Genomic DNA, 24,108 nt, shown 5'->3' on the forward strand with positions numbered 1-24,108 from the left:
CGGTTGTGGACCTGTCACGGAATTGTTCCGCTCCTTTGACTTGGTATTTTGCCACAGAGGAGAAACATCATGGCACAAAAACCGACCCCGGAATTCCGCGCAGAGGCAGTGCGGGTAGCGTTGACCAGCGGCTTGCCGCGTAGGCAGGTGGCAGCAGATTTTGGCGTCGGCTTCTCGACGCTGAGCCGTTGGATCCAGCAGGATCGGCGCAATCCCGAGAAGCCAACCGCCCAGTCTGATCTCGAGCGCGAGGTCGCCGAGCTGCGGAAAGAGAACCGCATGCTCCGGGAGGAGAGGGAGGTGTTAAAAAAGGCCACCCAGTTCTTTGCGGAGCGAAGCAAATGAGGTTTGCTTTCATCGCAAAGAACGCTGACATGTTGTCCATCGAGCGGCTGTGCCAGATTATGGATGTCAGCCCGAGAGGGTATCGTGCATACCGCAGCCGTCCCCTGAGCCAAAGTCAGCGCAAGGATATGGTTGTCTTGGCGCACATCCGCGAACAGTTCGTCCTTTCTCTTGGCAGTTATGGCCGACCGCGCATGACTGAGGAGTTGAAGGAACTGGGCCTTGACGTGGGGCATCGCCGTGTTGGCAGGCTGATGCAGGAGAATGGCATCGAGGTGAAGCGAAACGAGAAGTTCAAGGCCACGACCGACAGCAACCACAGCTTCAACATCGCGCCGAACCTCTTGAACCGGGACTTCGCTGCTGATCGCCCAAACCAGAAATGGGCAGGCGACATCAGCTATGTATGGACGCGCGAAGGATGGCTCTACCTGGCTGTCATCCTTGATCTGCATTCCCGGCGCGTGATCGGCTGGGCGGTCAGCAACCGGATGAAACGCGACCTGGCGATCCGGGCGTTGAACATGGCCATTGCTTTGCGGCGACCACCCAAGGGCTGCATCCACCACACGGACCGGGGTAGCCAATACTGCTCACACGACTACCAGAAGCTTCTGCGCCAGCATGGCTTCAAGGTGTCAATGAGCGGCACCGGCAACTGCTATGATAACGCGGCCGTTGAGGCCTTCTTCAAAACGATCAAGGCGGAGCTGCTGTGGCAACGGTCCTGGCGGACGCGACGTGACGCCGAGATCGCCATCTTCGAATACATCAACGGCTTCTACAATCCGCGCCGACGCCACTCAGCACTGGGCTGGAAAAGCCCGTTGGCTTTCGAAAGAGAGGCCGCTTAAATGAGCAACCGGAGCGGCACGAAAGCGTGACAGGTCCAGTTGTTGCATGTCCTGTGCGCCCTACCCTACGAGTTCATCGTACCGCTTCCCGTGCGCGCGAGCGAGATCCTGGATTTCACACCTCAGGAATGGGCGCTTCTCGACGGTAGCGGCATGACAACATATGACCTGCCGCCTGCCCAGGTCGGCCAGGCATTCGACATCAAGAAGCGGCACGGGCGTCTGTCGGCGAACGATTGCTTCTGCATCGTGACGGCACAGATGCACGCGGAAGCTATTCTGCTCACCGGAGACCGTTTGCTGCGGCGCGTGGCCGTGGACAACGGGATCGCCGCGCATGGCGTTCTATGGGTGGTCGACCAACTACTGAGTGAGAGCCTTTGCGATCCCAAGCTCCTTGAAACGGCATTGACGCTTTGGCGGGATGACAAGGCGGTCTTCCTGCCTAATCAGCTCATCGATAACCTGCTACGTCGGGTGCGGTAGTCGAGCATCAGACACCTATTTCTTCCACCTCCCGAGCGCGCAGATACTCTTGGCGGTCCTCCTCATTTGTTTGCCTCAATGTTCGCTGGCTCACCGCGAGATACAGATCGATCATTTGCCGATGAGCCTTATCGGTATAGGCTTGCGGATTGTTTCTGAGGCCAGCCATGTAGCCCGTCAGTCGTCGGAAAAAGATCAGAGGATTGCAATAATCCTGGATATCATCCCAGCAGTCCATGAAGCCTTGGTGATTCAGGCGTGACGTCAACCTGCGGTCGCACTCGCCCTTGCATACGAAGTGGACCGAGTGCGTGATATCATCCTTGACTGCGAAGTTGATTGCGCCCTTGAAATTTCCTTTGGTGCTCTCCTTCAGGAGGTCCCTTCCGCAAACCTCGCATTCCAGCGGCACATACTCACCGAGAAGAGGATGGATTGGCCGCAACGCCGTGTGGCTAGCAGGAAGATGCTGAAGCAAGACTCCAGACAACCCAACATCGTGAAACCCGCTCTCAATACGAGCTCCGTCAAATACTTCAAAAGACTCAATTGTGCCGTTACCACGAAGTTCCTTTAGGCGGGTAATCAGCGCAGCACTGGCGGTCGTAGAGTAGAACCCGAGAAATCCATTCGCATTATGGTGCGCCAGCCGATCCGTTATATTTGTTTCATGATTGGTCCCGACGGACCCGCCACCAGCGGCAAAGTGCTTGCATGACACAAGCCATGTGAAAGACCGTGTCGCGAGCTTTCCTTTTAGTTGCTCCTTGACTAGCAAGTCGCGACCACCGTCCGGGCCCGGCCCAGGCGGCACCTCGACTACCAGGCCTTGCGCCACAAGATAGTCCAAGCAGAAGAGCTCCCAATCGTCACCATTTCTGATTTCCGTATAGTCAATCATCGGAAGCCTCTTGTTTTGGTTGGTCTCACGCAGTCATCTGCGCCAGCCGATAACTCCTTGTCAGATCATTTGACAAGCCGATCAACCGGATACGGGATTCATTACGTCGTTAATTCCAGATCCGGCAGATCCCGCAGGCTCTGCAGATCGAAGGTCACCAGAAACGTCTCGGTCGTCACGAAGGTATGCGGCGCCCCGGGCCGCGGTGACCGCGGCCCGCTTGCGATCAGGTCCTTGTAGCGCAGTCGGGCCAAAAGATCGCGGCTGACCTCCTTGCCGAAGATGTCGGCCAGCCCCGCCCGGTCGATCGGCTGGTGGTAGGCGATGGCGCAAAGCACGCCCATCTCCATCTCGGAGAAGGCAAGCGGCTGCTCGCCAAGGTCGGCCGCCGCCTTGATCGCGTCCGCGAACTGCGTCCTCGTTCGGAACATCCAGCCGCCAGCCACTTGGGCCAGCTCGTAAGGACGACCCGTCAGCTCGGCCTGGACGTCCTCGATCAGCATCTCCACCGAGGCCCCCTGCCCCACCACGCGCGCGAGGTCCTCGCGGCTAACTGGCGAGGCACTGGCGAAGAGCACCGCCTCGATCCGGCCCATCCATTCGCGCCAGCGCAGCTCCTGCGGCAGGTCGTCCAGATCCCGGTCAAAGACGGCGCCGCCTTCCTCCGCCGGTTTCCGCTTCCTGGTCGCGACCGTCATGGCGCGATCCCGTAGAGCCGGAAGGTTGGCCGCCCGGTCAGCTCCCGCGCGACACCCAGCTCGACCAGCCGGTCGCAGAACCGCCGTGCAGCGCGATCGGTCATGGAGATCGAGGTCCCGCGAATACGCGGCGACAGCATCGACGCCGGGGCGACCGCATCTTCGGTCAGGAACAGGTCGACCGCCGCATCCGAACCCTTCGCCCGCAGCTTCGGCGCCACGGTCCGAAGCGCCTCCGCGCGACGGACAAGCTCTCGCACCAGCCGGATCACAGCCTCGATGGACTCGAGGATCCGCGCCTGAACGGCCATCTCGGCACTCCGCCCGTTCGTGGCCAGATCGCGCAAAACGGCCTTGGTGAGATGCTGCGCCGAAACCGGCAGCACGGTCGTCCAGTTCAGCGCCCGCGCTAGGACGATATCCGAGAGCAGGCAGGCGGTGCGCTCTGCCCGGTCGACGGCCTCGAGCACGGCGCGCAGGGCGGCGACGCAACCCGACAACGGACCATGGGTCCGTGCGCGCTCCAATCCCACGTCGAGCCAAGCGCCCACCTCGCCCGCGAACTCCGCACCAACGACGTCGGCGATCTCGCCCGTCCGGCCTGCACGAAGCCGGACGCCTTCGCGCCAGAACGCCAACAGATCGCCATCCGGACCCCGCGCCTCGCCCGGCGGCGCCAGGTGAAAGGCGTCTCGGATATCCGCCTCCCGCGCCAGCCGTCCTTCCAGCTTCGACGTCGCTGTCGCAGCCGTCAGGGCCAGCCGGTTCGCGAGCAGTTTTAGCGGCACGCCATGCCTGGGATCACCGAACAGCTGATCGAGCACCGTCAGCGCCGCCCCTGACCGAAAGGCCACAGTTTCAGGGGTTTCGGCACGTCCGGAGGTGACCCAGGCAGGTAGGTGCGGTAGTTTGATCGGGTCGTCCGAGATGGCTGTCGGCTGATATGTCATGCCACAAGACTAGTCTCTCGCGGCGCTTTCGTCTACAAAATGATGTGCAAACCGCCCCGCCTTGCCGTGCGCCAACATGTCCAATAAGTTTGCATTATCGGACATAAAAAGATATGCTGAAAATCAGTTCAATTTCATCGCTGGATTCACTGGAAAATGGCCGCAGAGGACGAGAAGTCGACATCATCAAACTCTGGTGCGTTTAGTATCGCTCAGGACGGCGAGAGAGAGCAAGAAAAAAGCGACGATATCTCCCTACCCGCCCACGTCGCGGGCTCAGGCAGCCTCGATCGCCTGGTAGACACCGCCCGCGGCTATGCCCGTGCCGCAGCTTCGGAAAACACACTGAAAGCATATGCGAAGGACTGGGCAAATTTCGCGCGCTGGTGCCGGATGAAGGGCGCGGAGCCTCTGCCCCCCTCATCCGAGATAATCGGCCTTTACCTCGCCGATCTCGCCTCCGGGTCGGGCCCCTCCCCTGCCCTATCGGTCAGTACCATCGAACGTCGCCTGTCAGGCCTTGCCTGGAACTATGCGCAGCGCGGGTTCACACTTGATCGCAAGAACCGCCACATCGCCACCGTGCTGGCCGGGATCAAGCGCAAGCACGCGCGTCCACCGGTGCAGAAGGAAGCGATCCTGGCCGAGGACATTCTCGGAATGGTGGCCACCCTGCCCTACGATCTGCGCGGGTTACGGGATCGCGCCATCCTTCTGCTGGGCTACGCTGGGGGCCTCCGCCGCTCGGAGATCGTCAGCCTTGACGTCCACAAGGACGACACGCCGGACTCTGGCGGTTGGATCGAGATCTTCGACAAGGGTGCCCTGCTCACCCTCAATGCCAAGACGGGCTGGCGCGAGGTGGAGATCGGCCGCGGCTCCAAGGAGCAGACCTGCCCCGTGCTCGCGTTGGAACAATGGCTGCACTTCGCAAAGATCGACTTCGGTCCAGTCTTCGTCGGCACTTCGCGCGATGGCAAACGCGCCACGGAAACGCGACTGAACGACAAGCATGTCGCCCGCCTGATCAAGCGTACGGTCCTGGACGCGGGCATCCGATCAGAGCTGCCCGAGAAAGAGCGCCTGGCGCTGTTCTCTGGCCACAGTTTGCGCGCCGGTCTCGCGTCCTCGGCTGAGGTGGATGAGCGCTATGTTCAGAAGCAGCTCGGCCATGCTTCCGCCGAGATGACCCGCCGTTACCAACGCCGCCGTGATCGGTTCCGGGTGAACCTGACCAAGGCCGCCGGGTTGTGACGTGGATCAGGTGTCTTCGGACTTCAAAGCCGAAAGTGAGGCAAGATGGCGAGGCAGATCGCTGCGGGAATGCAGGATATCCACGATGATGACCTCGTCCGATCGATCCAGAAAGACCAGGAAATGCTCCCCTGCCCTTATGAACCTCAGGTCGTCGACATCATCAACGAGAACTGCGCAACTCCGACTATGGGCTTGGCCATTCAGAATACTCTCACAGCGGTTGAGCAATTCGGCCTCGTAAAGCTCTGCTTGGCGCAGCCCGAAAGTTTCGATCGTCCATCTGGCGATGTCAGTGAGGCTGGCTTCCGCACGACGGGTCAGCCGGAAGGATCGGCTCATGAACGCGCGCGCGCAGTCGCAAAGGCCCTACGGATCGCATTTTTGCCGCTGCCTTCCGCAAAATCACCCGCATTTGCCTGCGCCAGACCTTCGAGAAGTCCTTGGCGGATGCCCGTGATCTGCGCCTCTTCCTGCTCGAGCAGCCTCAGGCCCGCGCGCATGGCTTCACTCACATTCTGGTAGCGCCCGGACGCCACCAGCGCTTGAACCAGATGGTCTTGGGTTTCGGTCAGGACAACGTTGCGTGTCACCATGGGTCAGGTCTCCTTTATTGGCAATATATGCCAATGCCACTTATTTATCAATACGTCACGCCGCCTGCCCACTGATCCTGCCATAGAAGCTGCGCTCGAGATGCAGCTCCCCTGCCCCGGCTTTCTCGACCATGCCCCGCAGATATCCGCCCGGTGAGGAAACTTCGCCCGCGCTGTGTTTCTCGAAGACGAGCGCAAACGCGGCCGTGGCCACCTGAGTGCCCATTCGGTCCTGCGCCACGTTCCAGGCATGCTCCGAGATCCCGATCATCGGCCTGAGTTGCCCCGCAACCCGGTGCAAATCGCCCCAATCCTTCAGGAATCCACCCATATTGCGCGCCCAAGACGCGAATTCCGGACAGGCCTGCATGATTGTCGGCAGGTCGAGCGCTGTCCGCTTCTTCCGCACCTCGGCAACCCAGTCTTCCAGATCCCTATCAACCCGCTCTTCGGGTGGGGCATTGGGCACCACACCCGCCGCTTCCTCTTTTTCAGAGGAATTACGAATTACAGGATTAAGTTGATTTGTAATTAGTATATGAGGTTCAGAAATGACCTCCCTGGGGTTCATTTCTTGAGTCTTCTCTTTGAGTTGGGCGTGTTTATCATCGGTGTTTTCCACAGGTTTCGCCGCGCCAGTCGCTTTGAGATAGGCCGCTTCGACCCGTTCCTGAAGTTCCTTGAACCACAACAGTAGCCGTTCCAACTGCTCAGAGGCTTCGTGTCGGCGCGGTAGCCGGTCCAGAAGCTCCTCGAAGAGACCCGTGAATTGCCTCCAGGGCCCGCGCAGCGCGTTGCTGATAGCCGCCTCGATCCGGGCTCGGATCATCCGGCGTGCCACCGTGATCTGGCGCTTCAAGCGCTGGCAGAGTTCGCGCTCGGCCTGCAACTCGGCATGAAGTCCCTCGAACTCATCGACGCGGGCCGACAGCGGCGACAGATCAAAGCCGTATGCCTCGACGATACGCCCCTCAGCGTCCCTACGGCCCCACCGCTTGCCATTCGGGCTGTCCTGAAAGGAAATCACGCCGATCTCGGCCAGGCGCCGTGCATGGCGCTTGAGCGCCGATAGGGAAAAGCCCGTCTGCTCCATCAGATAGGCGTTCGAGGCCCAGACGATCGGGCGCTGCTCCTCCTCCCAGTCCTGGGCCTGAGTGAAGGCCCCCAGTGTATCGAGGAGCATCATGTCGCCAGCCTTCAGGCCGATATGTGCACCAACGCGCTTGAGCGCGACAAATGCCCGTGTTTTGGGTACTGCTACCCGTTCACCGGCTTGGGCAAGTCGCTCTGCCGTAGCCAGCCCGGCCGTTGCTTTACGCCACCCTGACCGTTGGCCTATGTTGGACATAACTCTCTTGTTCTGAGACATGTCTGTCTCAGCCGCTCCTTGTGGAGCATCACTAAATTTTCCCATCTTTATGCCAGCGACAAAGAAATCCCGTTCGCTCAGAAGCGTTTTCTCTTGTGTGGTGATTCGTTGGCTGCTAGATTCTAGGTGTCTAATCTAAGAATTGCGTTCTGCGCAGCAGCCCTCGAAGCTCCGGTTTCGGGGGTTTTCTTTGTTTGCCGTTCCTCCTTTCTGCTCGTCCTCAGTTGTCATCCACCAAATTTTCATCTGTAAATTCGGCATAGGATTTTTTGATTATCTCTGCGAGATTGCTCTCAAGCCAGGTTGCAAACTCAGCGTTCGCGCCAGACTTCTTGACTGACAATGACAATGTTCCGCGGCCAGCTTTGATAGTCACGCCTTCCAACGGCGTTATCTCTCTAACCCCGCTCGACGTCTTCGCGCCGCGCTTAGTCGCTTCCCTAATGAGAAATTCGAGGCGATCATCCGAACCCGATGAGGCGCTGATTCTGGCCAAGATATCGAGCGCCGCGCGTTCAGTTAGCTTCTTTGAGAGAAATAACTCAGCCAGCTCCGTCCATTTTGGACGCCCGGACTTTGGTGCGGCGCCAATCAGGTCGCCGATCTTGACCGGGACGTTCTGTGTTACCTTTGTAAGGTGCGAATGACCCGACGCAGAGAGATTGAGAACCTGCCGAACAGTTGCCGCGTCGTGGCCCGCTGTCTGGATGGCCACGGCGAACCTCGCCTTCTCGTAAAAAGAGAGGTTCCGGCGCGCGGCATTTTCCAGTCCTTTCGCCAGCAAAGCCGTAGCATCGTCGATATCTTGGACGTTCGCGCGAACCTTGATGCCGAGTTCGCGGCATGCCTTTAAGCGCCGCCGCCCGTAAATCGCCTCGAAGCGCCCTTCAGACGCCTTTGAACGCCGAACGAGAATGGGCACTTGCTGACCATCTTCTCGGATGCTGTTCTTTAGTCCTTCGAAGCTCTCGTCATCGTCTTCGACGTTTACAGCTGTAAACTCTTCAAGGCGATCTACTGGCCCCCAATCGTCGATTATATTGGGATCAATTTCTCGGATAGATGCCAGAGATCCTTGAAGGGCCCCCAAAGCCGGAGCACTGGTCTTCGACGGCCGCTCTGACGGCGCCCCGCCAGAACGAGCGATAGTACTTGCAATTCCGGACATATCGCGAAGTGATTTCCTAGCCATTACTTACGCCCCCACGATTGTTGGATCATCGTTTCGACTTCATGTCCCACAGCATCCATGGAGCCCTTTGCACGGTCATATGTGGCCCGTGTCATTTCGGAACGGACCACCTCATAAATCGACTGCTTTAGCATGGTCGCGTCACTGATTGCTGTGCTCTTCAAGGCGGTTGCCGACATGACACGGTCTTGAAACAAAGCCCGCATGAAAGACGTTAGCTGCTGAGAGGGAACGTCCGTCGGTTCGTCTCGCGTGATCAGAAATTTGAAGTGATCATATTGGAGAGTTGCGCCAGCATCCTCGATCACACCCATATACGCTCCGGCTAGTTCAAGAAACTGAGCAGTTGACGAAACGTCCAACATCGATGGCGTTAGAGGGACAATCAAAGAACTAGCGGCAGCCATCCCAGCAATGGTCAAGAAACCAAGCTGTGGCGGGCTGTCCATCAACACCAGATCAAAATCATCTTCTACCTGTGCCAAAGCATTTCGGATACGAGTAAAGAATGGTTGGTCTGGGTTCGAATGAACGGCCGACTCAGTCTCAAACTCGGACAGCATCAAGCGGGACGGCGCAATCGAGAGCCCTGGAAAGTATGTTGGAACGACGACATCAGCCATGTTCACCGGCTCGTCGTAGCGGATCGCATCATAGACAGTCAGTCCATCGAACTCGATTTCAGGGCTGATCCCGCACATTGATGTGAGAGATCCCTGAGGATCCAGATCAACAACCAAGACCCGATATCCTCGAAGAGCAAAGTAGTGAGCGAGGTGAACGCTCGTCGTGCTCTTACTGGAACCACCTTTGAAATTCATCAGCTGCCAAATTTGCAACTGCTCCTCTCCCGAGCGGCGAGGCAGATAACGGCCTTTCTTCCGAGAAGCCTTCTCTAGAACTTCGCGCGCGTCCCATATCTCTTGGGCTGTATAGTAGCGGCGGCCACCCCGGATATCGTCAGGTTCAGGGATTGTGCCCTCAGCGTGAACCTTTCGCATGAACTGTCCGGATACTCCCAAGAGCTCAGCGGCCTCAGGTGCCGAAAAAGAGCGTAGCGTCTTCGTGTTGTCTGGGGCAAAAGCAGAGAGCAGATGTTCCCTGATGGCAGCGTTGAGTCGTTCGGAAATCTCCGTTGCAAGAGCCGAAGGGCGCTCACTTGCCAATGGTGTCACAGGAATCATCTGGTTGCCCCAATTTCGAAAATGTGGCCTTTTTCGCGCCACTTGGGGATAAAAGCAGTGATTCACGCGACTAAGTCAAGATTTTTCCTCTATGTAGTGCCTATCAACCCTCGAAGAGACTATATCCACGACCGCGATCTAGGTCGATTTTACAGCTGTAAACGAATTGGCGGAGGCAAGCCCCCGCCAACTTTGGTTTCAGGCGGCGTCTTTCGGGCCCCAGGGGATGATGGCCTGCAGGGACGGATCGTCCTGGTTCGCGGCCTTGCCGAGGTTGGCGTTGAAGCCATGGTCGCGGATGGTCAGCGTGTAGTAGTCGGCGCCGGTCTCCTTGTTCCGCTTCTTCCAGATGCCGCCGCACTCGACCAGCTTGCCGCGCGGGGAGCGGCCGAGGACGCGGTGCGTGGGGGCCATCGGGTTCGAGCTCGCGACGGGTTCGACCGTGATGTCGAGGTCGAAGGTCAGGGTCGAGATGGAGCCGACGCCCTTGGCGGTTTCGATGTCGGCGCTGGTGAATTTGATGCAGTTCGTGGTCATTGCTCTTCTCCTTGTTTGCGTTGCAGCACGACGTGCGGTCATGCAGCTGGCCAAGGCCCGACCACACCGAAGGCGAAGCGCAGCGGAGAGGGGCAGGCGCCGGTCTTTTTGATCCGCGAGGAATGGCCCACCCCTGTTCTTTGGTGGGTCAGGGGAAAAAGATCGGCGGCAACCTTTGTGGACGGGACGACAGCTGCGACCAGCGTGTCATGCAAAGCAACACATCGGGAGAAGTGCCCCGGCCACGAAGGAAACTGGGTGAACGGCCGAGGGAGATGCCACGAGTGTCTTGGCTCCTTCCAAATTCACCGAAGATGAGACATAGTCCAGACGTCAAAGTCGCATCCCCAGGATCACTAACGTGCCGATAGTCTTCGCTGAAGCGCCCACGATGCGGAGGAGTGCTCGGCGCGATCAGAGCGTGGTACGAAAGACCGGGTCGCCACGAGACACAGCAACCACCCAATAGCCCTAGATGACAGCCCGGCTGGTTGGTTAGGTCAGAAAATGCGACAGGACATTTGACCAAGGGCCGCCGCTACCAACGGACGGGACATCCTCTCTAGCTCCGGCAAGCGTCGCCGACTTGTCCTTCCAGTGCTCATGCTATACGTCATTGACACATACACCGCCGAAACCTATATGGAACTTCACATGACGCGATTGCAAACAGTGGTCGAACTGCCCGAATTCCAAAGGCGCGCCAAGGCAATCATGTCGGACCAGGAACGTGAGGCGGCGATCAACTTCATTGCCGCCAATCCGGAAGCGGGCATTTCTCTTGGTGGCGGGTTACGCAAAGTCCGCATCCCGAGAGAGAGGAGCGGCAAGAGTGGCGGCTTCAGGACGGTGTATGTCTTTGGCGGGACCCATATGCCGATCTTTCTGATTACGGTCTTTGCCAAGAATGAGAAAGCCAACCTGTCGAAGTCTGAGCAGGCCGCGGCGGTAGAGATGAGCAAGGCGCTTGTCGCGAAATATGGAGACGCAACATGAGTGCATTCGAATCCATCACCAAGGGGCTGGAAGAGGCGCTGGCCTTCGCAGATGGCGACTTGGTCGGCGCGAAGGTCCATAAAGTTTCCGTAGCGGAAGTCGATGTCGCCGAAGTCCGGCAACGGACGGGCCTGTCCCAGGCGGAATTCGCCAAGAGCATCGGCGTCGCGAAAGGTACGCTCCTGAACTGGGAACACGGGCGTCGGCACCCGACGGGCCCTGCACAGGTTCTACTCGCCCTGATCGCCAAGAATCCTTCTGTCGTGCAGGACCTTTTGCGCGGGGCGTGAACCGGGGCCTAAGCCCCGATCCTCTTGATGCGGATCCCGAGCTTGCGGGCCTTGTCGACGATGTTCTCTGTGATACCCGAACCTGGGGTGGCGATCAGCCCTTGGGGCATGGTCTCCAGCATCTTGTCATTGCGCTTGAAGGGGGCGGCCTTCCCGTGGCTCTTCCAGTCGGGCCTGAAGACCACCTGGGTGACACCTCGGGTATCTGCCCAGCGGGCCGCGATCATCTCGGCGCCTTTGGGCGTGCCACCGTGCAAGAGCACCATGTCGGGGTATTTCGCAAGGGTGGCATCGAGGACGGACCAGATCAGGTCGTAGGCCTGATAGTCGCCGCCCGAAAAAGCGATCCGTGTGCCTTCGGGGCAGTGCACCTCGGTCTCCTTGCGGCGCTTGGCCGAGAGATAGGCCCGACTGTCCACCACGGCGGAGATCAGACCCCGATGCGAGACCTTGGATCCGGTGCGGGGCAGCCAGGGCGAACCGGTGGCGGCCGAGAAATGGTCCACGGCCAGATCGCGCATCTGCTCGAAAGCGTCGCGATGGTCCCAGAGCTTCAGCCCGATCATCTGGAGGCGTTCCAGCTCGACCGAGGCGACCTCAGAGCCGTCCTGGATCGCGAGGCTTTCCCGGACCTCGAATTCGTTGTCGTCGAGAAGCTTCTGGATATGGGTCAGCCGGCGATGGAAGATCGAGGTGAGGGACCAGAGCATCTCTTCAATATTGTCCTCCAACTGGCTGCCGGTGAGGAGGCCGATGGTGGTCTCAAAGAGGGTCGCCATGGCGAGTTCGACCTCGTCGGGTTGGGGCAGGGGGCGATGATCGGTCTCGCCGGGTCCCGGTGTTGCGCCGTGAAGTGCGAGGTGGTCGAGGATGGCGGAGGTCACGCCGGTCTCCTCTTGGATGTCTGTCTGATGGGGCATTGTCTGGTTCCTCTGTTTGATCTGACCCGATTTGGATGGGGCGATGTCAGGACCGGCGGCGACCGGGCCGCATCCGTCAGGATCGGAGCGAAGCGGAGAATGTGACCCGGACCGGAAAATTGGTCCCGCGAGGAATGCCCTGAAAGGGGAGGGGAATTTTCCGGGTAGCGGGCGCATTGCTGCCCGGGCGAGGGGCACTCAGCCCCGACCCGCTGGTCCATCGCTCCCCTTGTCCAAACGGGATCAGATCGAACCGGCGGAACCTTTGCCCTGTCGGACATCAATGGGTAGGCAGGCGGTCATCCGCCCCCAATCTCCAGACCTTGCGCTTTCATGGCCTCTAAAAGGGACCGGCGCAGCGCATCCTTGCCAAGTGCCCGCAGATCGTCGTTGAAATCGCCCATTGCCGGCACGAGATCACCACAGGCAATTCCTCGCGATTCCAGTTGGTTACGCAATCTCTTTGATGCATTGCGTCCTGCTTCATCATTGTCCCGCGCGATCCAGATACGCTTGATCCCCGGCGGCGGGATGAAGAGGCCGAGATGGGTGGCGGTGAGACAAGACGCGAGGTCGAACTCAAGCAGAGCCGTGCCAACCGAAAGGGTGTTCTCGAGACCTTCGCCGACGATGAGATCAGTGCGCCCGGTGCCAGACCAGAAGCGGATGGCATGGCCATGAAGCTGCCCAAGGATCCGCTTCGGGTTCTCGATCGCGGCCAGACCGCCGGTGGAGGGGTCGAGATAGGTGCGCGCGCAGCCAGTGATCTGGCCCCGATTGTCCGTGATCTTCGCCAGCAGGGCAGGGGCTCTGTGCGGCGGATCAGGCCCGTCCTCGCCGTGGCGCAGGAAGACCTGCGGGTGATAGCGGAGCGCTGGACCGAAGCGCGAGATCCCGCGCCCCTGCAAATAGGTGGCCGCCAGAGTGCCGAGGACCGGCTTGCCTGCGGCAAAGAGCTTCCGCGCCCGCGCGATGCGTTTGCTGGAGGCTGCATCCGGGCGCTCAGCCTTTCGGGTTTCACGAGGTACGGCAGCGCAGGGGGCCTCGCCGAGAAAGGACTGCGCCTCCCTCAGCGTTTCCTTGAGCGTGACCGAACCAAGCCGTTCCTGCAGCAGGTCTATCAGATCGCCATATTGCCCCGTCGCAAAGTCGGCCCAGGATCCGGCCTTGCGCCCACCTTGAGCTTGCAGCCGGATGGCGAGGCTTTGACCTTTGGCCCCCGAGGTATCGCCAACCTGCCAATAGTTGCCCTGCTTGCGCCCCTCGGGGAAATACTGGCGGCAGAAGCTCTCGGCCCGATCTGCCAGATCGGCCGAGAGGTCTGCGATGCTGCGCCGCGCGTTCATGCGGCGGCATTCGCAGCGTTTGCGCCAACCGGATGCTCGCCGAGCACGCGCGCCAGCACGTCAATGCCGTCCACCGGGATGAACACCCGCGTCTTCCACTGGATCACCTCGGTGAAGCAGCCCAAAGCCTTCAAACCGGGCAGGGCCGCACCGGACGCGCCGATCAGCTCACATCTCGGCTGCCCCATCACGAGCGACCGGCGCAACTGGTAACCGCCGAGCAAGCTGAGGGTCGTCTTTGCGTCCATCACCGCGCCGAACACCTCCTGCGGTGCCATCTCGATCTGACAATCGAGACCGAGGCGCGCGTAGACATTGAGAAGCTGATCCTGGCTGACCAGACGGCCGATGGCGCGTTCCCCATCCTCGGTCTGCAGGCGATAGATGCGCATGTTGTCAGCGGGCAGCCGATCCCAGATCGGCAGGAGCAGCCCGCAGATCAGCGTGATCTTCGAGGTGGTGAACTCCGGCACGGCGGCGACTTCGGTCTGCCAGAGATGTTCGAACATCGAGTCATCAATCTCCTCCCAATGCGAGGTCGAAAATTCGCTGGCCGCGAGGATCTCGGTTCCCATGGGCCGCAGCAGTTTCACCCGCAGGATCGGCACACCGTCTTCGTCCATGAAGGCGGGCGCCTTCACCATCAGCGCCGCGCGTTTGGAGGTCGTGTTCCAGCAGAGCGTCGCGCCCTCTGTGTTTGCGCAGATCGATTTGACCCGGGGCAGGGCGAGAGGATCGTTGCGGTCTGTGCGCTCCACGGTCAGCGCAGTGGCCGTCGCCCCCGTCGCCTCATGCTCGAAGATGACCTTGCGATCGACGATCTCGAACTTCTCCGCGCGCAGGGTCTCGAGGCCGACATCCAGCGTGCCCGCCTGCCGCGCGTCTTCGATGATCGCCGAGAGGAACCCGCCGAAGGCCTCGAAAATTGCGTCTTGCACGTCAATCCTCAGAGCAAGGCAGCGGTTCAGGAACTGCTGGATCGGCGGCAGGGTTTCCTTCATCGTGCCGTCCGCGTCATCGAGCGTCAGCCCGGTCATCTCCTGGAATTTGGCGTAGGAGCAGGCGTCAATCTTGCCCGCGCGCAGCTTGTAGAAGAACTGGCGCCGCGCCGCGCGTGCGTAAGGGCTTTCGAGGTTGTCCTCGGCGCGAAACATGTTCTGACCGCCGGTCTCGCGTTGCCCCTTGGTGATCGCCCCGAGCGTGTCGAGGCGGCGCGCGATGGTGGAGAGGAACCGCTTCTCGCCTTTCACATTGGTGGCCACCGGCCGGAACAGCGGCGGCTGCACCTGATTGGTGCGATTGGTGCGCCCGAGCCCCTGGATGGCATTGTCGGCCTTCCAACCGGGCTCGAGCAGGTAATGCACCCGGAGGCGCTGGTTCTTTGCCCCAAGGTCGGCGTGATAGCTGCGCCCGGTGCCACCTGCATCTGAGAAGATCAGGATGCGTTTGGCGTCATCCATAAAGGCCTGAGTCTCGCCGAGGTTGGAGGAGGCGGGGCGGTTCTCGACCTTGAGCCGCCCTTCGCGCGTTTTCACGATGCGCCGCTTGCGCCCCGTGACCTCGGCCACCGCATCGCCGCCAAAATGCCAGAGGATCTGGTCGAGCGCGCCCTGCACCGGGGCGAGGGCACCCAAGTGCTCGATCAGATCGTCCCGCCGCCGCTCCGCTTCGCGGCAGATGATGGGATTGCCGTCAGCATCGAGGGCGGGGCGCGACCGCAGATCGCCGTTCTCGTCGGTGTAGGGCTCGAAAAGCTGCGTCGGGAAGCTGTGCATCAGGTAGTCCATGATGTTTTCACGCGGTGTAAAATCGACCTGCAGATCGTCCCAGTCCGAGGCCGGAATCTCCTCGAGACGGCGTTCCATCACCGCTTCGCTGGTCGAGACGACCTGAATCACTGCAGAATGCCCCGCCGCCAGATCCGCCTCGATCGCGCGGATAAGCGAGGGGCATTTCATGGCGGTGATGAGATGGTTGAAGAAGCGCTGTTTGTTGCTCTCGAAGGCCGAACGCGCGGCGGATTTTGCCTGGGCGTTCAGCGTGCCGGTCTCGGAGGAGATGCCAGACGCCTGAAGCGCGGCCTCAAGATTGGTGTGGATGATCTGGTAGGCATCGGCATAGCTGTCGTAGATCGCGATCTGAGGGGGCGTCAGGTCGTGCACCAGCATCTCGTATTCGACCCCGGCGTAGGAGAGCGAGCGTGCCAGATATAGCCCGAGCGCCTTCAGGTCGCGCGAGATCATCTCCATGGCGGCAATACCCCCGGCCTCCATCGCGGCGACAAACTCTGCACGTGTCACGAAGGGGAAATCGCCAGTGCCCCAGAGCCCGAGGCGGGAGGCATAGGCGAGATTGCCGACGACCGTGGCCCCGGTGGCCGAGACATAGAGGACGCGTGCATCAGGCACAGCGTTTTGCAGTGCGAGGCCAGCGAGGCCCTGCTGTGAGGCCTTCTTGTCGCCGCGGTCGGACTTTTCGCCAGCAGCATTGGCCATGGCGTGGCTTTCATCAAAAGCGATGACCCCGTCGAACCCTGCGCCGAGCCAGGACGTCACCTGGTCGAGACGGGAGGCTTTGCCTTCCCGCTCGGCGGAGCGCAGCGTGGCGTAGGTGACGAAGAGGATGCCTTCGGGCAGGCGGATGTCGCTCCCTTGGCGGAATTTCGAGAGCGGCACGATATCGCTTTCACGCCCCCCGAGGGCCATCCAGTCGCGCCGCGCATCTTCGATGAGCTTGTCGCTCTTCGAGACCCAAACGGCCCGGCGGCGCCCTTTGAGCCAGTTGTCGAGAATGATGCCCGCCACCTGCCGCCCCTTGCCGCAGCCGGTGCCATCGCCCAGGAACCAGCCCTTGCGCAGACGGAAGGCACCTTCGTCACCCTCCGCCGCGGCCATAAGCTGACCCTCGATCTCCCCGCGCTTGAACCAGCCTTTCAGGTGCGCCTCGTGTGCATTGCCCGCGTAGATCACGCTTTCGAGCTGCGGAGCGGAGAGGAGGCCGTCAGCGACAAGGGACTTCGGCAAGACTGGGCGATAGGTCGGCACGGGCGGCGGGACAGACGCCATGGCTGCGGATTGGACAAGTGCTGTCGGGTGCTCCGCTGCGCCGCCGATCCGCATCGCCTGAAGATTATAGGTCTCGTAAACCGTGTCCTGCAGCGCGACGCCCGGTACGCTCCAGGCTTTCGGCAGGTAGTCGAGCGGGGCCGTCACGACATCATCAAAGGGATGCCGGGCGCGCTCCTCGGCGCGGGCGCGGGTTTCCTTGCGGGCGGCGTTACGCAGAGCGTACAGGTTGGTGCGGGACTGGCGGTTCGGCACAGACAATGCCGCGCTGGTAGGGCAGGGCGGGGGGTTGCGGCGCGCGGGACAATGGGTGAGCACTGCGGAGAGAAGATCGCCCGTGGTTGCGCAGATGGGATGATAGACGGCCTCGATTTCGACAGGTGCGGTCTCGCGTTCGCCCGCCGCGCGCTTGTCGATTACCGTCAGCCGCGTGTCGATCGTGGTCCCATGCCGCGCGAAGACCTTGCCGTCGATCGCGGCGGAAAACACCACGTCTGCGCTCTGGCCTATGCGTTGAAACGTCGGCTGGAAACTCTTGGTGGAGGGCCGAAAGCTCTCGCCCGTGATGATGACAAGCCGCCCACCCGGAGCAAGACGTGCCAGCGCGGACAGAACATGCTGACTGGTCGCCTGCCGAAACCGACCTTCGACATGGTTCGCAGCCGAAAACGGCGGGTTCATCACGATGACCGAGGGCGTGATTGCGCGGTCGAGACGGTCGTCGATCGAGGCGGCATCGTGATCCGAGACAACAGCATCCGGAAACAATTGTTCCAGCAAGGCACGGCGCGTTTCCGCAAGCTCATTGAGAACAAGCCGCGCGCCTGCAGTCCGGGCGAAGATCGCCAGCATGCCGGTGCCAGCGGATGGCTCGAGCACCAGGTCGCCCTCGCGAAACCCCGCCGCCTGCGCGACAATCGCCGCAAGGGGCAGGGGGGTCGAAAATTGTTGCAGGCGGACGCTATCTTCAGAACGCCGTGTGTGCGAGGGCGCCAGACTGGCCAGCCGCTCGATCATGGTGAGGAAGGCCTGCGGCGAGGCCGCCTGGCGCTGCATCAGCGCGCCATAGCGCGCGAGCATCAGGATTTGCGCAACCTCGACGGCCTCGTAGGCGTCCTTCCAAACCCAGGCGCCGCTCGTGTCGCTGGCACCGAAGGCCTCCTCCATCACGGCGCGAACAGCGGCGGCGTCAATGGGTTTGCCAGCCTCGAACAAAGGGACGAGGGCATTTGCAGCCTGCATCAGGTTTTGAGCAACGCCTGCAGCCTCGGGCAGGGCAGGGGCCTCTGAAAGACATGCAAGCGGGACGGAATGGGGGTGAGCGTTCATCGGCAATCTCCGGAGTTGAGGGTTGGCCCCAGGCCCCGCGCGCACTCTCGCACCCGGGAGGGGTCACCCCTCCCGCCCTGTCTCTCGCTCTTTCATGGCAAAGCCCTGGTGCGAATTTGCCCTGCGTCAGGACGGCCGCAGATGGCGAGGCACGTCCATCGATTGATGCAGGATCCGGATCACAAATATCCTGTCCGGGTCCACCTCATAGAACACGAGGTGCCGGCCCGTGATCAGTTTACGCGCACCCTGCAGGAGATCGGAGCAGTCCGACCCCATTTGAGGATTGGCGATCAGCCCCTTCAGGGCACGCTCGATGTCGTCGAGATAGCGGTCCGCCTGCGCCGCGCCCCACTGTCGGTCTGTCTCGACCCAGATATCGACGAGATCGGATTTAGCCGCTTCAGAGAGATGGATGTCACGCATCAGAAGCGCCGGAGCGGCTCCGCGCCTCGCGCTTGATCGCATCCATATCGAGCGGACCAGCGTCGCCGGATTGCTTGCCCTCCATCAACGCAACGCGAAGCCGCGCCCGCTGACCTTCCTGTTCTTCCATCAGGCGCAAGGAGGCGCGGATCAACTCGCTGGTTGACCCGTAGCGCCCTTCCTTCAACATCAGGGCAATGAATTCGTCCCAATGGGGGCCCAGTGTGACGCTTGTGCTTGCCATGTTCACCTCCGAAATACGCATGAATAACATATATGAGTACTTCACGCATTTCAACTCGGAGGTGGGCTTGCGCCCAGTTCTTCGGCGGCGACGGCTCTGGATCTCGCCTGTAAAACGAGATGGTCTACAAACGCTCGTGCCTCGGACAGGCAGTCCAGCTCATAGTCGCCGAAGAAGCCCCAGCAGGCGTCGAGCTCCTCGCCGTCACGCTCGATGACATAGCCATAGACCCGCCCGCCAAGATAGGCGTCGTAGCTGACGATTTCAGCGCGCAGGATGTCGGCTGCCTTTTCCCGCAGTGCCTTGGTGACGCGCTTCACATCGAACTCCTTCCGAACCGCCTCAAGCAACACATAGACGTAACCGGCCTGGCCGGAATCCCACGGGCAGTGGAACCCGATGGTGTTCATCGCGAGGCCGGAATGGTCATAGAGAAACACCGGCAGAAGGATCGCCTTGCGCTCGGCGCGCTCGCGCAACTGGTCCATTGAGAGATCACACTGATCCGAGACACCCGCGAGATCGCGCAGAAACGACTCGGGGCTTGCGAAATGGTGGCTTTCGCCCAGCCGGTATCTCCGATGCCAGCAGATCAGCGTGCCGAGGTTCGACCACTCCCGTGGGCTTTCGGGATCGGGGTCATGGAAAATCTTGATGGTGTGGCCGTGATAGGCCTCCTCATAGACAGGGTCGTGCATGTCGATGTCCTTTCTTGGAACGAAATCGACTCGCCAGGCCGATTGGGCGCAGGCGAGTCGATCTGGTTGTGATGAGTTGGTTGGTGAGGTTGCCGCCCGTCGGATCAGGCGGCGGCGCGGTTCTGGCGGTGCTGAACGTGTTCGACCGAGACCTTCAGCAGCCATTCCTCGAAGCCGAGAATGGTCTGGTGATTTGCCACCGCGTGGCTCCAGACCGCGCGCGGATCGCTGCCGATCTGCGTCGGGTCGTTGTCGATCCGGCCGTTGGCCATCCACGGTTCCGGTTGGATGCGTCCAAGCCAGTCGGCCAGCGACGGGATGCGCCCTTGGCAGTCTTCGCGCACATGTTGTTCGCCGATCCAGCGGATCGGCACGACCCGGCCCGCGCTGTTGGTCAGGCTTCGCCCAAACAAACGCTCAGCTTCGAAGATCCCGAGCGTGTGGTGCCGATGTGCTCGGTGGGTGAAAAGTGCGAGGTGTTCCTTAGATGAGTCGAACCAATCGTGCACATATTGGTAATCATCTGGAACACCTCCGAACTTTCGGGCCGAGCTTTCGGCGTGGTGGAGGGGATGTGCCATATCAAAGCCCCTCATGTTCGGTGGTATTGGTCGCGATGTAGCGGTTCGAATGACTGACATCGATGTTGTCAGTCGCGAGCACCCAGGTCAGTTCGCCATAGCCACCTTCGTTGTTCTCGAACCCGGGGCTGAGCGCATAGGCGAAGTCCCAGCCGAAATCTTCGACCCGGCGGCGCAACTCTTCTGAGAGAGAGATCGTGTCTGGCGTCACGACGACATCTTCGATATTGCCGGAATCGCCGTAGCCTTCGTATTGCACCTCGATCTTCGTCACGCCGACGGCACGCAGTTCGGAGAGAAGGGCCACGCGGGTCACAACCCTCTGTTCGGCGGCGCGTTGCTGGGCTTCCAGCATCTGCGCGTAAAAATCATTCACTTGTGTCATGTCTTCGATCCTTTGGAATTGAGGGAAGGGGAGGGCGACCTTTGCATCAGATCGCCCAGGAGGTTTCCTGCGGGGGGCTTCAAGCCGCGGCGTCGCCGCGTTCGTCACCCGTCCGGTCAACCAGGTTGAAATACAGATTCTCAGTCGCGCGCTTGAACCCCGGCGGTTTGCGCGGGGCGAGGCAGCGCACTGAGGCACTGCAGCTCTCGCCATGCTCCATCGCGAACTGCGTCACTTGGTCGATCAGGTCGTCCATGCCCGCGGCCTGGATGCGCTTTTCCGGGTAATTCGCCATCATCTGGAACTGTGTGACGACGAAGGCGCCGTCGCGGTGCGCGGGATAGAGGGTGATCTGATAGTCGAGTGTCTTGGCCATCTCTGGTCTCCTGCGGCGGGCGGAACGCGACCATCGCGCCCCATGGAAACCCGCCAGCGCGAAAGGACCGCCCTTTGTGCAAGGGCGATCCGAGGTGATGTTGAAGAAGAGGGGCGTCAGTATTCTGACGGCAGAAGCAGGGTCAGGACGCGGCGGGTTTGCGCGGGATCGGATGGCTCGGGAGAGCCATATTGATAGTCGACGTCGTACAAATCGAGCTTGAACCAGGTCGTGGTCCCGTCGAAGTCGATGACCCCCATCTCGTGCCAACCATGGGGGTCACTGTCAGCGTTGAACGCGTCAAACGAAGCGACGCGGCGGGTGAGAGCGAGCTGGGCGTCCGGCCCTAGTGCTGCAACACCACGGGTCATGACAAACTGGCCCTGCGGCGCATCGGCGACGGGGGTGGTCCTGAGAATGGAGCGACGAAAGGCATCATTTTGCCCGGCGATCAATTCGGTTTCCTTGACGGGATCGATATCGAGTGTGGTGGTCATGAGAATTCTCCGGGACGGGCCAGCCGATCAGACACCGGCTGCGTGAAACCCGTCAGCGGGAAAGGGCCGCCCTCTGCGCGAGGACGGCCCAAGGCTTAGGTCATGATCGGATCGGTTTTCGCCGCGTCAGGCCGCATCCTCGCTCAGGAAGGCGGGCAAGGACGACGGTTCATTGCTCTCAGCGTCGCTCAGAGAATCTTCGGCGGACAGATCTCCCTCCTCGGTCTCCGGCGCAGCGCCTGCCGTGTCGGCACCAGCCTCCGTCGCACCGGCAAACACCATCCCGTCGGGCAGCCACCGCGTCGTCTTTGCAACCGTCGCGGCGTCGAAACCTTCCGTCTCGCTCGCCGCTTCTGCGAACGCCCGCTCCATCGCGGCCGCGATATCGCCCTTGCGTTCGCGATTGCGATCCTCGGCGTAGTCGTCACCGATCAGCTTGCGCGCCGTGGCCACCGCATGCCCCTTGTTGACCCGACCCCAGTAGTTTTGGGCAGTCGGGCGCCAGCAGGCAGCCACATCAACATCGAGCCGCGCGCCGATCTCCTCGATGATCGGGGAAGGACGATTGTCGGAGGAAAGCTGGGGTTTGACCGCGAGACCCGTCGCCCAGGCGAAAAGCGCCTGCTTGTCCGCAATGGGCAACGCCGACATCGTCCGGAAGTCCTCGGGTTTCTGAAGCTTCATCCAGTCCGTGGCGAGGTCTTGTTCCAGCGCCTCGAGCATTTTTTGGGCGACGGTGTCCGCGTGCAGCACTTCGCGGTCTTGCGCCTGGAAGGGCCGGATCGAGATGTCGAGTGCCTCGTTGCCGTAGGACCGCCCCAAAGCCTGTTCGCAGAGCGCGTAGAGCATCGCATCGAAGGCCACCTCGAAATCAGCCGCCAGATGCGCCCTGAGGATGTGCTGGCGCGTGGCACGCAGATCATCCGCCAGGCTCGCCGAAATGCCGTCCGCCTTGCGCAACGTGGCCGCGGGGTCAGAGGTCGGCACTGGCGTGGAGGACGTCGGCGGCGTCACATGTGGGCGGGCGGGGGAGGAGGCATCACCCGCATCAGCACTATCTTCGTCCGGCATGGCCGCAGCAGGGATATCTTCTGGCCGCACCAGGCCTTTCTCGACACGTAGCGCACCGTCATGACCGATGGTCAGAACCACGCCCGCAATGGCGCGATCTGCGTCCGCGAAAGGTTGCCGCTCGCGCTGCAGGGCTTCGATCTCGCGCAAACGCGGCTCGATGGCGTAGTATTCTTCGGTCTCGGCGTCGGTCCAATCCTCGCCGTCATTCTGCGCCGCCAATTCCTCTTCGCGGGCGATGAGATGCTCTTCCTCGGCGAGCAGATCGGGATCGGGTTCGATATCCTGCGGATAGACACGCCCGAAACTGCGAAACGCCCCGTAATCCACAGAGAGATGCACCTCGACCCATTTCCATGTCCCTTCAAAGGGTTTGGCCGCGGCCTGCAGCTTCTCGATGGCGAGACGCTCGAGGAGCTCAGGGTTTTCCATATGGGCGCTGGCGCGATCGTCGAAGAGGTCGCGCAGCAGAACGCCTCCCGCCGCCTCATAGGCTTCGATGCCGACGAAACGCCCCAAGGCCGAGTTCGCAGAATGCGCGGTCTCGGTCAGTTGGCGTTTGATGCTTTGCGGGTGGATGTGATAGCCGCCCTTCACCGCGTTCCAGACCGCCAGTTGCCGATCGTGGTCGTCGGTCAGCGTAAACGCCATCACGCATTCGAGGGTCAGATCCCCCGCGCGAAATCGCTCGATGATTTCGGGCGCGACACGGGCGAGTTTCAGCCGACGGCGTACCAGGTCGACGGAGACACCGAATTTCAGCGCAATTTCGTCCTCGCTGCGCCCTTCGCCAATCATCTTGTCGAAAGCTTCGAACTGGTCCGCCGGATGCATGGCTGCGCGCTGAAGGTTTTCTGTGGCGGAGGTGAGGATGGCGTTGCGTTCGTCCTCGACGAGGCAGGGCACCGGGTGGTCTGCGGGGATCACACCGTCCTCGGCCAGCTGTTTCAGCGATTTGAGGCGACGGCCACCGGCGTCAACAGCAAAACGTGTCTCTGACAGCGCATGAACCACTAGGTTCTGTTTGATGCCTGTCTCGCGGATGCTGGCGAGGAGTTCGGCGTCGTCGCTAGCGCTCGCGGCGACTTTGCGGACGTTGAGTTGGCTCGGCTCCAGCTGGTCGAGCGGGATCATCCGGATGTCGGCGGCGCCGTCAGGCGCAGCCGATCCGGCGGTTTCGGTTTTCTTTGAGGTGGCGGGTTTCGAACGCGTCGTGGTTTTGGTCTTGGCCATGGTCAGGATCCTTGTCGCGCCGGACCCGGAAGAGGCTCTCTCTTTCCTTTCAAGCCCGGCACACGGGCTTCCCTTTCTCTGGCTCTTTGCAATTGCGAAACACGTCAGCAATCGACCGTTTGTAAATGAATGCAAGGGCGCGCTCTGTGGCGCTGTTCATCAGAAAGCCCTTGGTTTCCATACGCAGAGCGCGATCAGGGAGGTCTCGCGGACCATCGCGCGCGCGTGCTATGTAAGGTGTACAAACGCACTCTGATAAAACCCTTGGGTAAAGCTCAAAATAGC

At 61.0% G+C, this 24,108-nt stretch carries 25 protein-coding genes; 5 read left to right on the plus strand and 20 right to left on the minus strand.

Annotation, left to right across the window (positions count from 1 at the left end; all coding sequences use genetic code 11):
- Positions 1–69: 69 nt before the first annotated feature.
- Together AC5SSZ_RS16620 and AC5SSZ_RS16625 are read left to right on the plus strand one after the other, a co-directional pair.
- A protein-coding gene (locus AC5SSZ_RS16620) for an IS3 family transposase (RefSeq protein ID WP_495438903.1) occupies positions 70–1,199 on the plus strand; the annotation gives its coding sequence in 2 pieces (ribosomal slippage) (positions 70–304 and positions 304–1,199; 1,131 coding nt in all).
- Between the two features lie 39 nt (positions 1,200–1,238).
- Entirely contained in the window at positions 1,239–1,685 is a 447-nt protein-coding gene (locus tag AC5SSZ_RS16625) for a PIN domain-containing protein (protein WP_495438905.1), read from the plus strand.
- 7 nt (positions 1,686–1,692) lie between these two features.
- Here the strand turns inward: AC5SSZ_RS16625 and AC5SSZ_RS16630 are convergent, their stop codons facing one another.
- The 3 genes from AC5SSZ_RS16630 to AC5SSZ_RS16640 all read right to left on the minus strand — a co-directional run bounded on the left by AC5SSZ_RS16630 (position 1,693) and on the right by AC5SSZ_RS16640 (position 4,234).
- Entirely contained in the window at positions 1,693–2,586 is an 894-nt protein-coding gene (locus tag AC5SSZ_RS16630) for a hypothetical protein (protein WP_495438907.1), read from the minus strand.
- A 101-nt stretch (positions 2,587–2,687) separates the two neighbouring features.
- Positions 2,688–3,284, minus strand: a complete 597-nt coding sequence (gene scpB / locus AC5SSZ_RS16635; protein WP_495438909.1) for an SMC-Scp complex subunit ScpB — start codon at positions 3,282–3,284, stop codon at positions 2,688–2,690.
- The gene (locus AC5SSZ_RS16640) at positions 3,281–4,234 is read right to left on the minus strand and encodes a DUF1403 family protein (protein WP_495438910.1); all 954 of its coding nucleotides are present in this window, start codon (positions 4,232–4,234) and stop codon (positions 3,281–3,283) included. The genes scpB and AC5SSZ_RS16640 overlap by 4 nt, the downstream gene beginning before the upstream one ends.
- A gap of 156 nt (positions 4,235–4,390) precedes the next feature.
- On the opposite strand from AC5SSZ_RS16640, the gene AC5SSZ_RS16645 reads away from it, so the two are divergent.
- A complete protein-coding gene (locus AC5SSZ_RS16645; RefSeq protein ID WP_495438912.1) occupies positions 4,391–5,488 on the plus strand; it encodes a tyrosine-type recombinase/integrase in 1,098 nt (365 codons plus the stop codon).
- A 6-nt stretch (positions 5,489–5,494) separates the two neighbouring features.
- Here the strand turns inward: AC5SSZ_RS16645 and AC5SSZ_RS16650 are convergent, their stop codons facing one another.
- The 6 genes from AC5SSZ_RS16650 to AC5SSZ_RS16675 all read right to left on the minus strand — a co-directional run bounded on the left by AC5SSZ_RS16650 (position 5,495) and on the right by AC5SSZ_RS16675 (position 10,366).
- Entirely contained in the window at positions 5,495–5,830 is a 336-nt protein-coding gene (locus tag AC5SSZ_RS16650) for a type II toxin-antitoxin system RelE/ParE family toxin (protein ID WP_495438914.1), read from the minus strand.
- Positions 5,827–6,084 (minus strand): type II toxin-antitoxin system ParD family antitoxin, encoded by a 258-nt coding sequence (locus AC5SSZ_RS16655; protein WP_495438916.1) that lies wholly within the window; start codon positions 6,082–6,084, stop codon positions 5,827–5,829. Before AC5SSZ_RS16655 ends, AC5SSZ_RS16650 begins: the two co-directional genes overlap by 4 nt.
- A gap of 55 nt (positions 6,085–6,139) precedes the next feature.
- The gene (gene repC / locus AC5SSZ_RS16660; RefSeq protein WP_495438917.1) at positions 6,140–7,453 is read right to left on the minus strand and encodes a plasmid replication protein RepC; all 1,314 of its coding nucleotides are present in this window, start codon (positions 7,451–7,453) and stop codon (positions 6,140–6,142) included.
- Positions 7,454–7,673: 220 nt separating this feature from the next.
- Positions 7,674–8,621 (minus strand): plasmid partitioning protein RepB, encoded by a 948-nt coding sequence (gene repB, locus AC5SSZ_RS16665; RefSeq protein ID WP_495438918.1) that lies wholly within the window; start codon positions 8,619–8,621, stop codon positions 7,674–7,676.
- 23 nt (positions 8,622–8,644) lie between these two features.
- Positions 8,645–9,829 carry a plasmid partitioning protein RepA gene (gene repA, locus AC5SSZ_RS16670; protein ID WP_495438920.1) on the minus strand — a complete coding sequence of 395 codons (1,185 nt, stop codon included), beginning with the start codon at positions 9,827–9,829 and terminating at the stop codon, positions 8,645–8,647.
- Positions 9,830–10,027: 198 nt separating this feature from the next.
- Complete coding sequence (locus AC5SSZ_RS16675; protein WP_495438922.1) at positions 10,028–10,366, minus strand: DUF736 domain-containing protein; 339 nt, start codon at positions 10,364–10,366, stop codon at positions 10,028–10,030.
- A gap of 654 nt (positions 10,367–11,020) precedes the next feature.
- On the opposite strand from AC5SSZ_RS16675, the gene AC5SSZ_RS16680 reads away from it, so the two are divergent.
- Together AC5SSZ_RS16680 and AC5SSZ_RS16685 are read left to right on the plus strand one after the other, a co-directional pair.
- A complete protein-coding gene (locus tag AC5SSZ_RS16680; RefSeq protein ID WP_495438924.1) occupies positions 11,021–11,362 on the plus strand; it encodes a type II toxin-antitoxin system RelE/ParE family toxin in 342 nt (113 codons plus the stop codon).
- Complete coding sequence (locus tag AC5SSZ_RS16685) at positions 11,359–11,652, plus strand: helix-turn-helix domain-containing protein (RefSeq protein WP_495438926.1); 294 nt, start codon at positions 11,359–11,361, stop codon at positions 11,650–11,652. Before AC5SSZ_RS16680 ends, AC5SSZ_RS16685 begins: the two co-directional genes overlap by 4 nt.
- Positions 11,653–11,660: 8 nt before the next feature.
- On the opposite strand, the gene AC5SSZ_RS16690 is transcribed toward AC5SSZ_RS16685, so the two are convergent.
- From AC5SSZ_RS16690 to AC5SSZ_RS16740, 11 genes are all read right to left on the minus strand, one after another.
- Positions 11,661–12,572, minus strand: a complete 912-nt coding sequence (locus AC5SSZ_RS16690; RefSeq protein WP_093455093.1) for a DUF2493 domain-containing protein — start codon at positions 12,570–12,572, stop codon at positions 11,661–11,663.
- Between the two features lie 299 nt (positions 12,573–12,871).
- A complete protein-coding gene (locus tag AC5SSZ_RS16695) occupies positions 12,872–13,918 on the minus strand; it encodes a DUF7146 domain-containing protein (RefSeq protein WP_093455094.1) in 1,047 nt (348 codons plus the stop codon).
- Positions 13,915–18,312, minus strand: coding sequence for a strawberry notch-like NTP hydrolase domain-containing protein (locus AC5SSZ_RS16700; protein ID WP_093455095.1), 4,398 nt, complete (start codon positions 18,310–18,312; stop codon positions 13,915–13,917). Before AC5SSZ_RS16700 ends, AC5SSZ_RS16695 begins: the two co-directional genes overlap by 4 nt.
- Before the next feature lie 126 nt (positions 18,313–18,438).
- Positions 18,439–18,738, minus strand: a complete 300-nt coding sequence (locus tag AC5SSZ_RS16705; RefSeq protein WP_103911893.1) for a type II toxin-antitoxin system RelE/ParE family toxin — start codon at positions 18,736–18,738, stop codon at positions 18,439–18,441.
- Positions 18,731–18,982: a type II toxin-antitoxin system ParD family antitoxin gene (locus AC5SSZ_RS16710; protein WP_036784147.1), complete on the minus strand. Its 252-nt coding sequence runs from the start codon at positions 18,980–18,982 to the stop codon at positions 18,731–18,733. Before AC5SSZ_RS16710 ends, AC5SSZ_RS16705 begins: the two co-directional genes overlap by 8 nt.
- Before the next feature lie 50 nt (positions 18,983–19,032).
- Positions 19,033–19,680 carry a hypothetical protein gene (locus AC5SSZ_RS16715; protein WP_093455097.1) on the minus strand — a complete coding sequence of 216 codons (648 nt, stop codon included), beginning with the start codon at positions 19,678–19,680 and terminating at the stop codon, positions 19,033–19,035.
- A 104-nt stretch (positions 19,681–19,784) separates the two neighbouring features.
- Positions 19,785–20,261, minus strand: a complete 477-nt coding sequence (locus AC5SSZ_RS16720; protein ID WP_093455098.1) for a DUF6915 family protein — start codon at positions 20,259–20,261, stop codon at positions 19,785–19,787.
- Between the two features lies 1 nt (position 20,262).
- A complete protein-coding gene (locus tag AC5SSZ_RS16725) occupies positions 20,263–20,646 on the minus strand; it encodes a DUF6878 family protein (RefSeq protein WP_103911894.1) in 384 nt (127 codons plus the stop codon).
- A 79-nt stretch (positions 20,647–20,725) separates the two neighbouring features.
- Positions 20,726–21,022, minus strand: a complete 297-nt coding sequence (locus AC5SSZ_RS16730) for a hypothetical protein (RefSeq protein ID WP_093455100.1) — start codon at positions 21,020–21,022, stop codon at positions 20,726–20,728.
- A gap of 116 nt (positions 21,023–21,138) precedes the next feature.
- Positions 21,139–21,519 carry a DUF3768 domain-containing protein gene (locus tag AC5SSZ_RS16735; protein ID WP_093455101.1) on the minus strand — a complete coding sequence of 127 codons (381 nt, stop codon included), beginning with the start codon at positions 21,517–21,519 and terminating at the stop codon, positions 21,139–21,141.
- 126 nt (positions 21,520–21,645) lie between these two features.
- Positions 21,646–23,823, minus strand: coding sequence for a ParB/RepB/Spo0J family partition protein (locus tag AC5SSZ_RS16740; RefSeq protein ID WP_093455102.1), 2,178 nt, complete (start codon positions 23,821–23,823; stop codon positions 21,646–21,648).
- Between the last annotated feature and the right edge of the window lie 285 nt (positions 23,824–24,108).

The organism is Phaeobacter sp. CC-HEC084, from assembly GCF_059429255.1.

Bases quoted from the DNA above. Each gene is read 5' to 3' on its own strand.
- AC5SSZ_RS16630 (WP_495438907.1), bottom strand. From the start codon at position 2,586: ATGATTGACTATACGGAAATCAGAAATGGTGACGATTGGGAGCTCTTC.
- scpB (WP_495438909.1), bottom strand. From the start codon at position 3,284: ATGACGGTCGCGACCAGGAAGCGGAAACCGGCGGAGGAAGGCGGCGCC.
- AC5SSZ_RS16640 (WP_495438910.1), bottom strand. From the start codon at position 4,234: ATGACATATCAGCCGACAGCCATCTCGGACGACCCGATCAAACTACCG.
- AC5SSZ_RS16645 (WP_495438912.1), top strand. From the start codon at position 4,391: ATGGCCGCAGAGGACGAGAAGTCGACATCATCAAACTCTGGTGCGTTT.
- AC5SSZ_RS16650 (WP_495438914.1), bottom strand. From the start codon at position 5,830: ATGAGCCGATCCTTCCGGCTGACCCGTCGTGCGGAAGCCAGCCTCACT.
- AC5SSZ_RS16655 (WP_495438916.1), bottom strand. From the start codon at position 6,084: ATGGTGACACGCAACGTTGTCCTGACCGAAACCCAAGACCATCTGGTT.
- repC (WP_495438917.1), bottom strand. From the start codon at position 7,453: ATGTCTCAGAACAAGAGAGTTATGTCCAACATAGGCCAACGGTCAGGG.
- repB (WP_495438918.1), bottom strand. From the start codon at position 8,621: ATGTCCGGAATTGCAAGTACTATCGCTCGTTCTGGCGGGGCGCCGTCA.
- repA (WP_495438920.1), bottom strand. From the start codon at position 9,829: ATGATTCCTGTGACACCATTGGCAAGTGAGCGCCCTTCGGCTCTTGCA.
- AC5SSZ_RS16675 (WP_495438922.1), bottom strand. From the start codon at position 10,366: ATGACCACGAACTGCATCAAATTCACCAGCGCCGACATCGAAACCGCC.
- AC5SSZ_RS16680 (WP_495438924.1), top strand. From the start codon at position 11,021: ATGACGCGATTGCAAACAGTGGTCGAACTGCCCGAATTCCAAAGGCGC.
- AC5SSZ_RS16685 (WP_495438926.1), top strand. From the start codon at position 11,359: ATGAGTGCATTCGAATCCATCACCAAGGGGCTGGAAGAGGCGCTGGCC.
- AC5SSZ_RS16690 (WP_093455093.1), bottom strand. From the start codon at position 12,572: ATGCCCCATCAGACAGACATCCAAGAGGAGACCGGCGTGACCTCCGCC.
- AC5SSZ_RS16695 (WP_093455094.1), bottom strand. From the start codon at position 13,918: ATGAACGCGCGGCGCAGCATCGCAGACCTCTCGGCCGATCTGGCAGAT.
- AC5SSZ_RS16700 (WP_093455095.1), bottom strand. From the start codon at position 18,312: ATGAACGCTCACCCCCATTCCGTCCCGCTTGCATGTCTTTCAGAGGCC.
- AC5SSZ_RS16705 (WP_103911893.1), bottom strand. From the start codon at position 18,738: ATGCGTGACATCCATCTCTCTGAAGCGGCTAAATCCGATCTCGTCGAT.
- AC5SSZ_RS16710 (WP_036784147.1), bottom strand. From the start codon at position 18,982: ATGGCAAGCACAAGCGTCACACTGGGCCCCCATTGGGACGAATTCATT.
- AC5SSZ_RS16715 (WP_093455097.1), bottom strand. From the start codon at position 19,680: ATGCACGACCCTGTCTATGAGGAGGCCTATCACGGCCACACCATCAAG.
- AC5SSZ_RS16720 (WP_093455098.1), bottom strand. From the start codon at position 20,261: ATGGCACATCCCCTCCACCACGCCGAAAGCTCGGCCCGAAAGTTCGGA.
- AC5SSZ_RS16725 (WP_103911894.1), bottom strand. From the start codon at position 20,646: ATGACACAAGTGAATGATTTTTACGCGCAGATGCTGGAAGCCCAGCAA.
- AC5SSZ_RS16730 (WP_093455100.1), bottom strand. From the start codon at position 21,022: ATGGCCAAGACACTCGACTATCAGATCACCCTCTATCCCGCGCACCGC.
- AC5SSZ_RS16735 (WP_093455101.1), bottom strand. From the start codon at position 21,519: ATGACCACCACACTCGATATCGATCCCGTCAAGGAAACCGAATTGATC.
- AC5SSZ_RS16740 (WP_093455102.1), bottom strand. From the start codon at position 23,823: ATGGCCAAGACCAAAACCACGACGCGTTCGAAACCCGCCACCTCAAAG.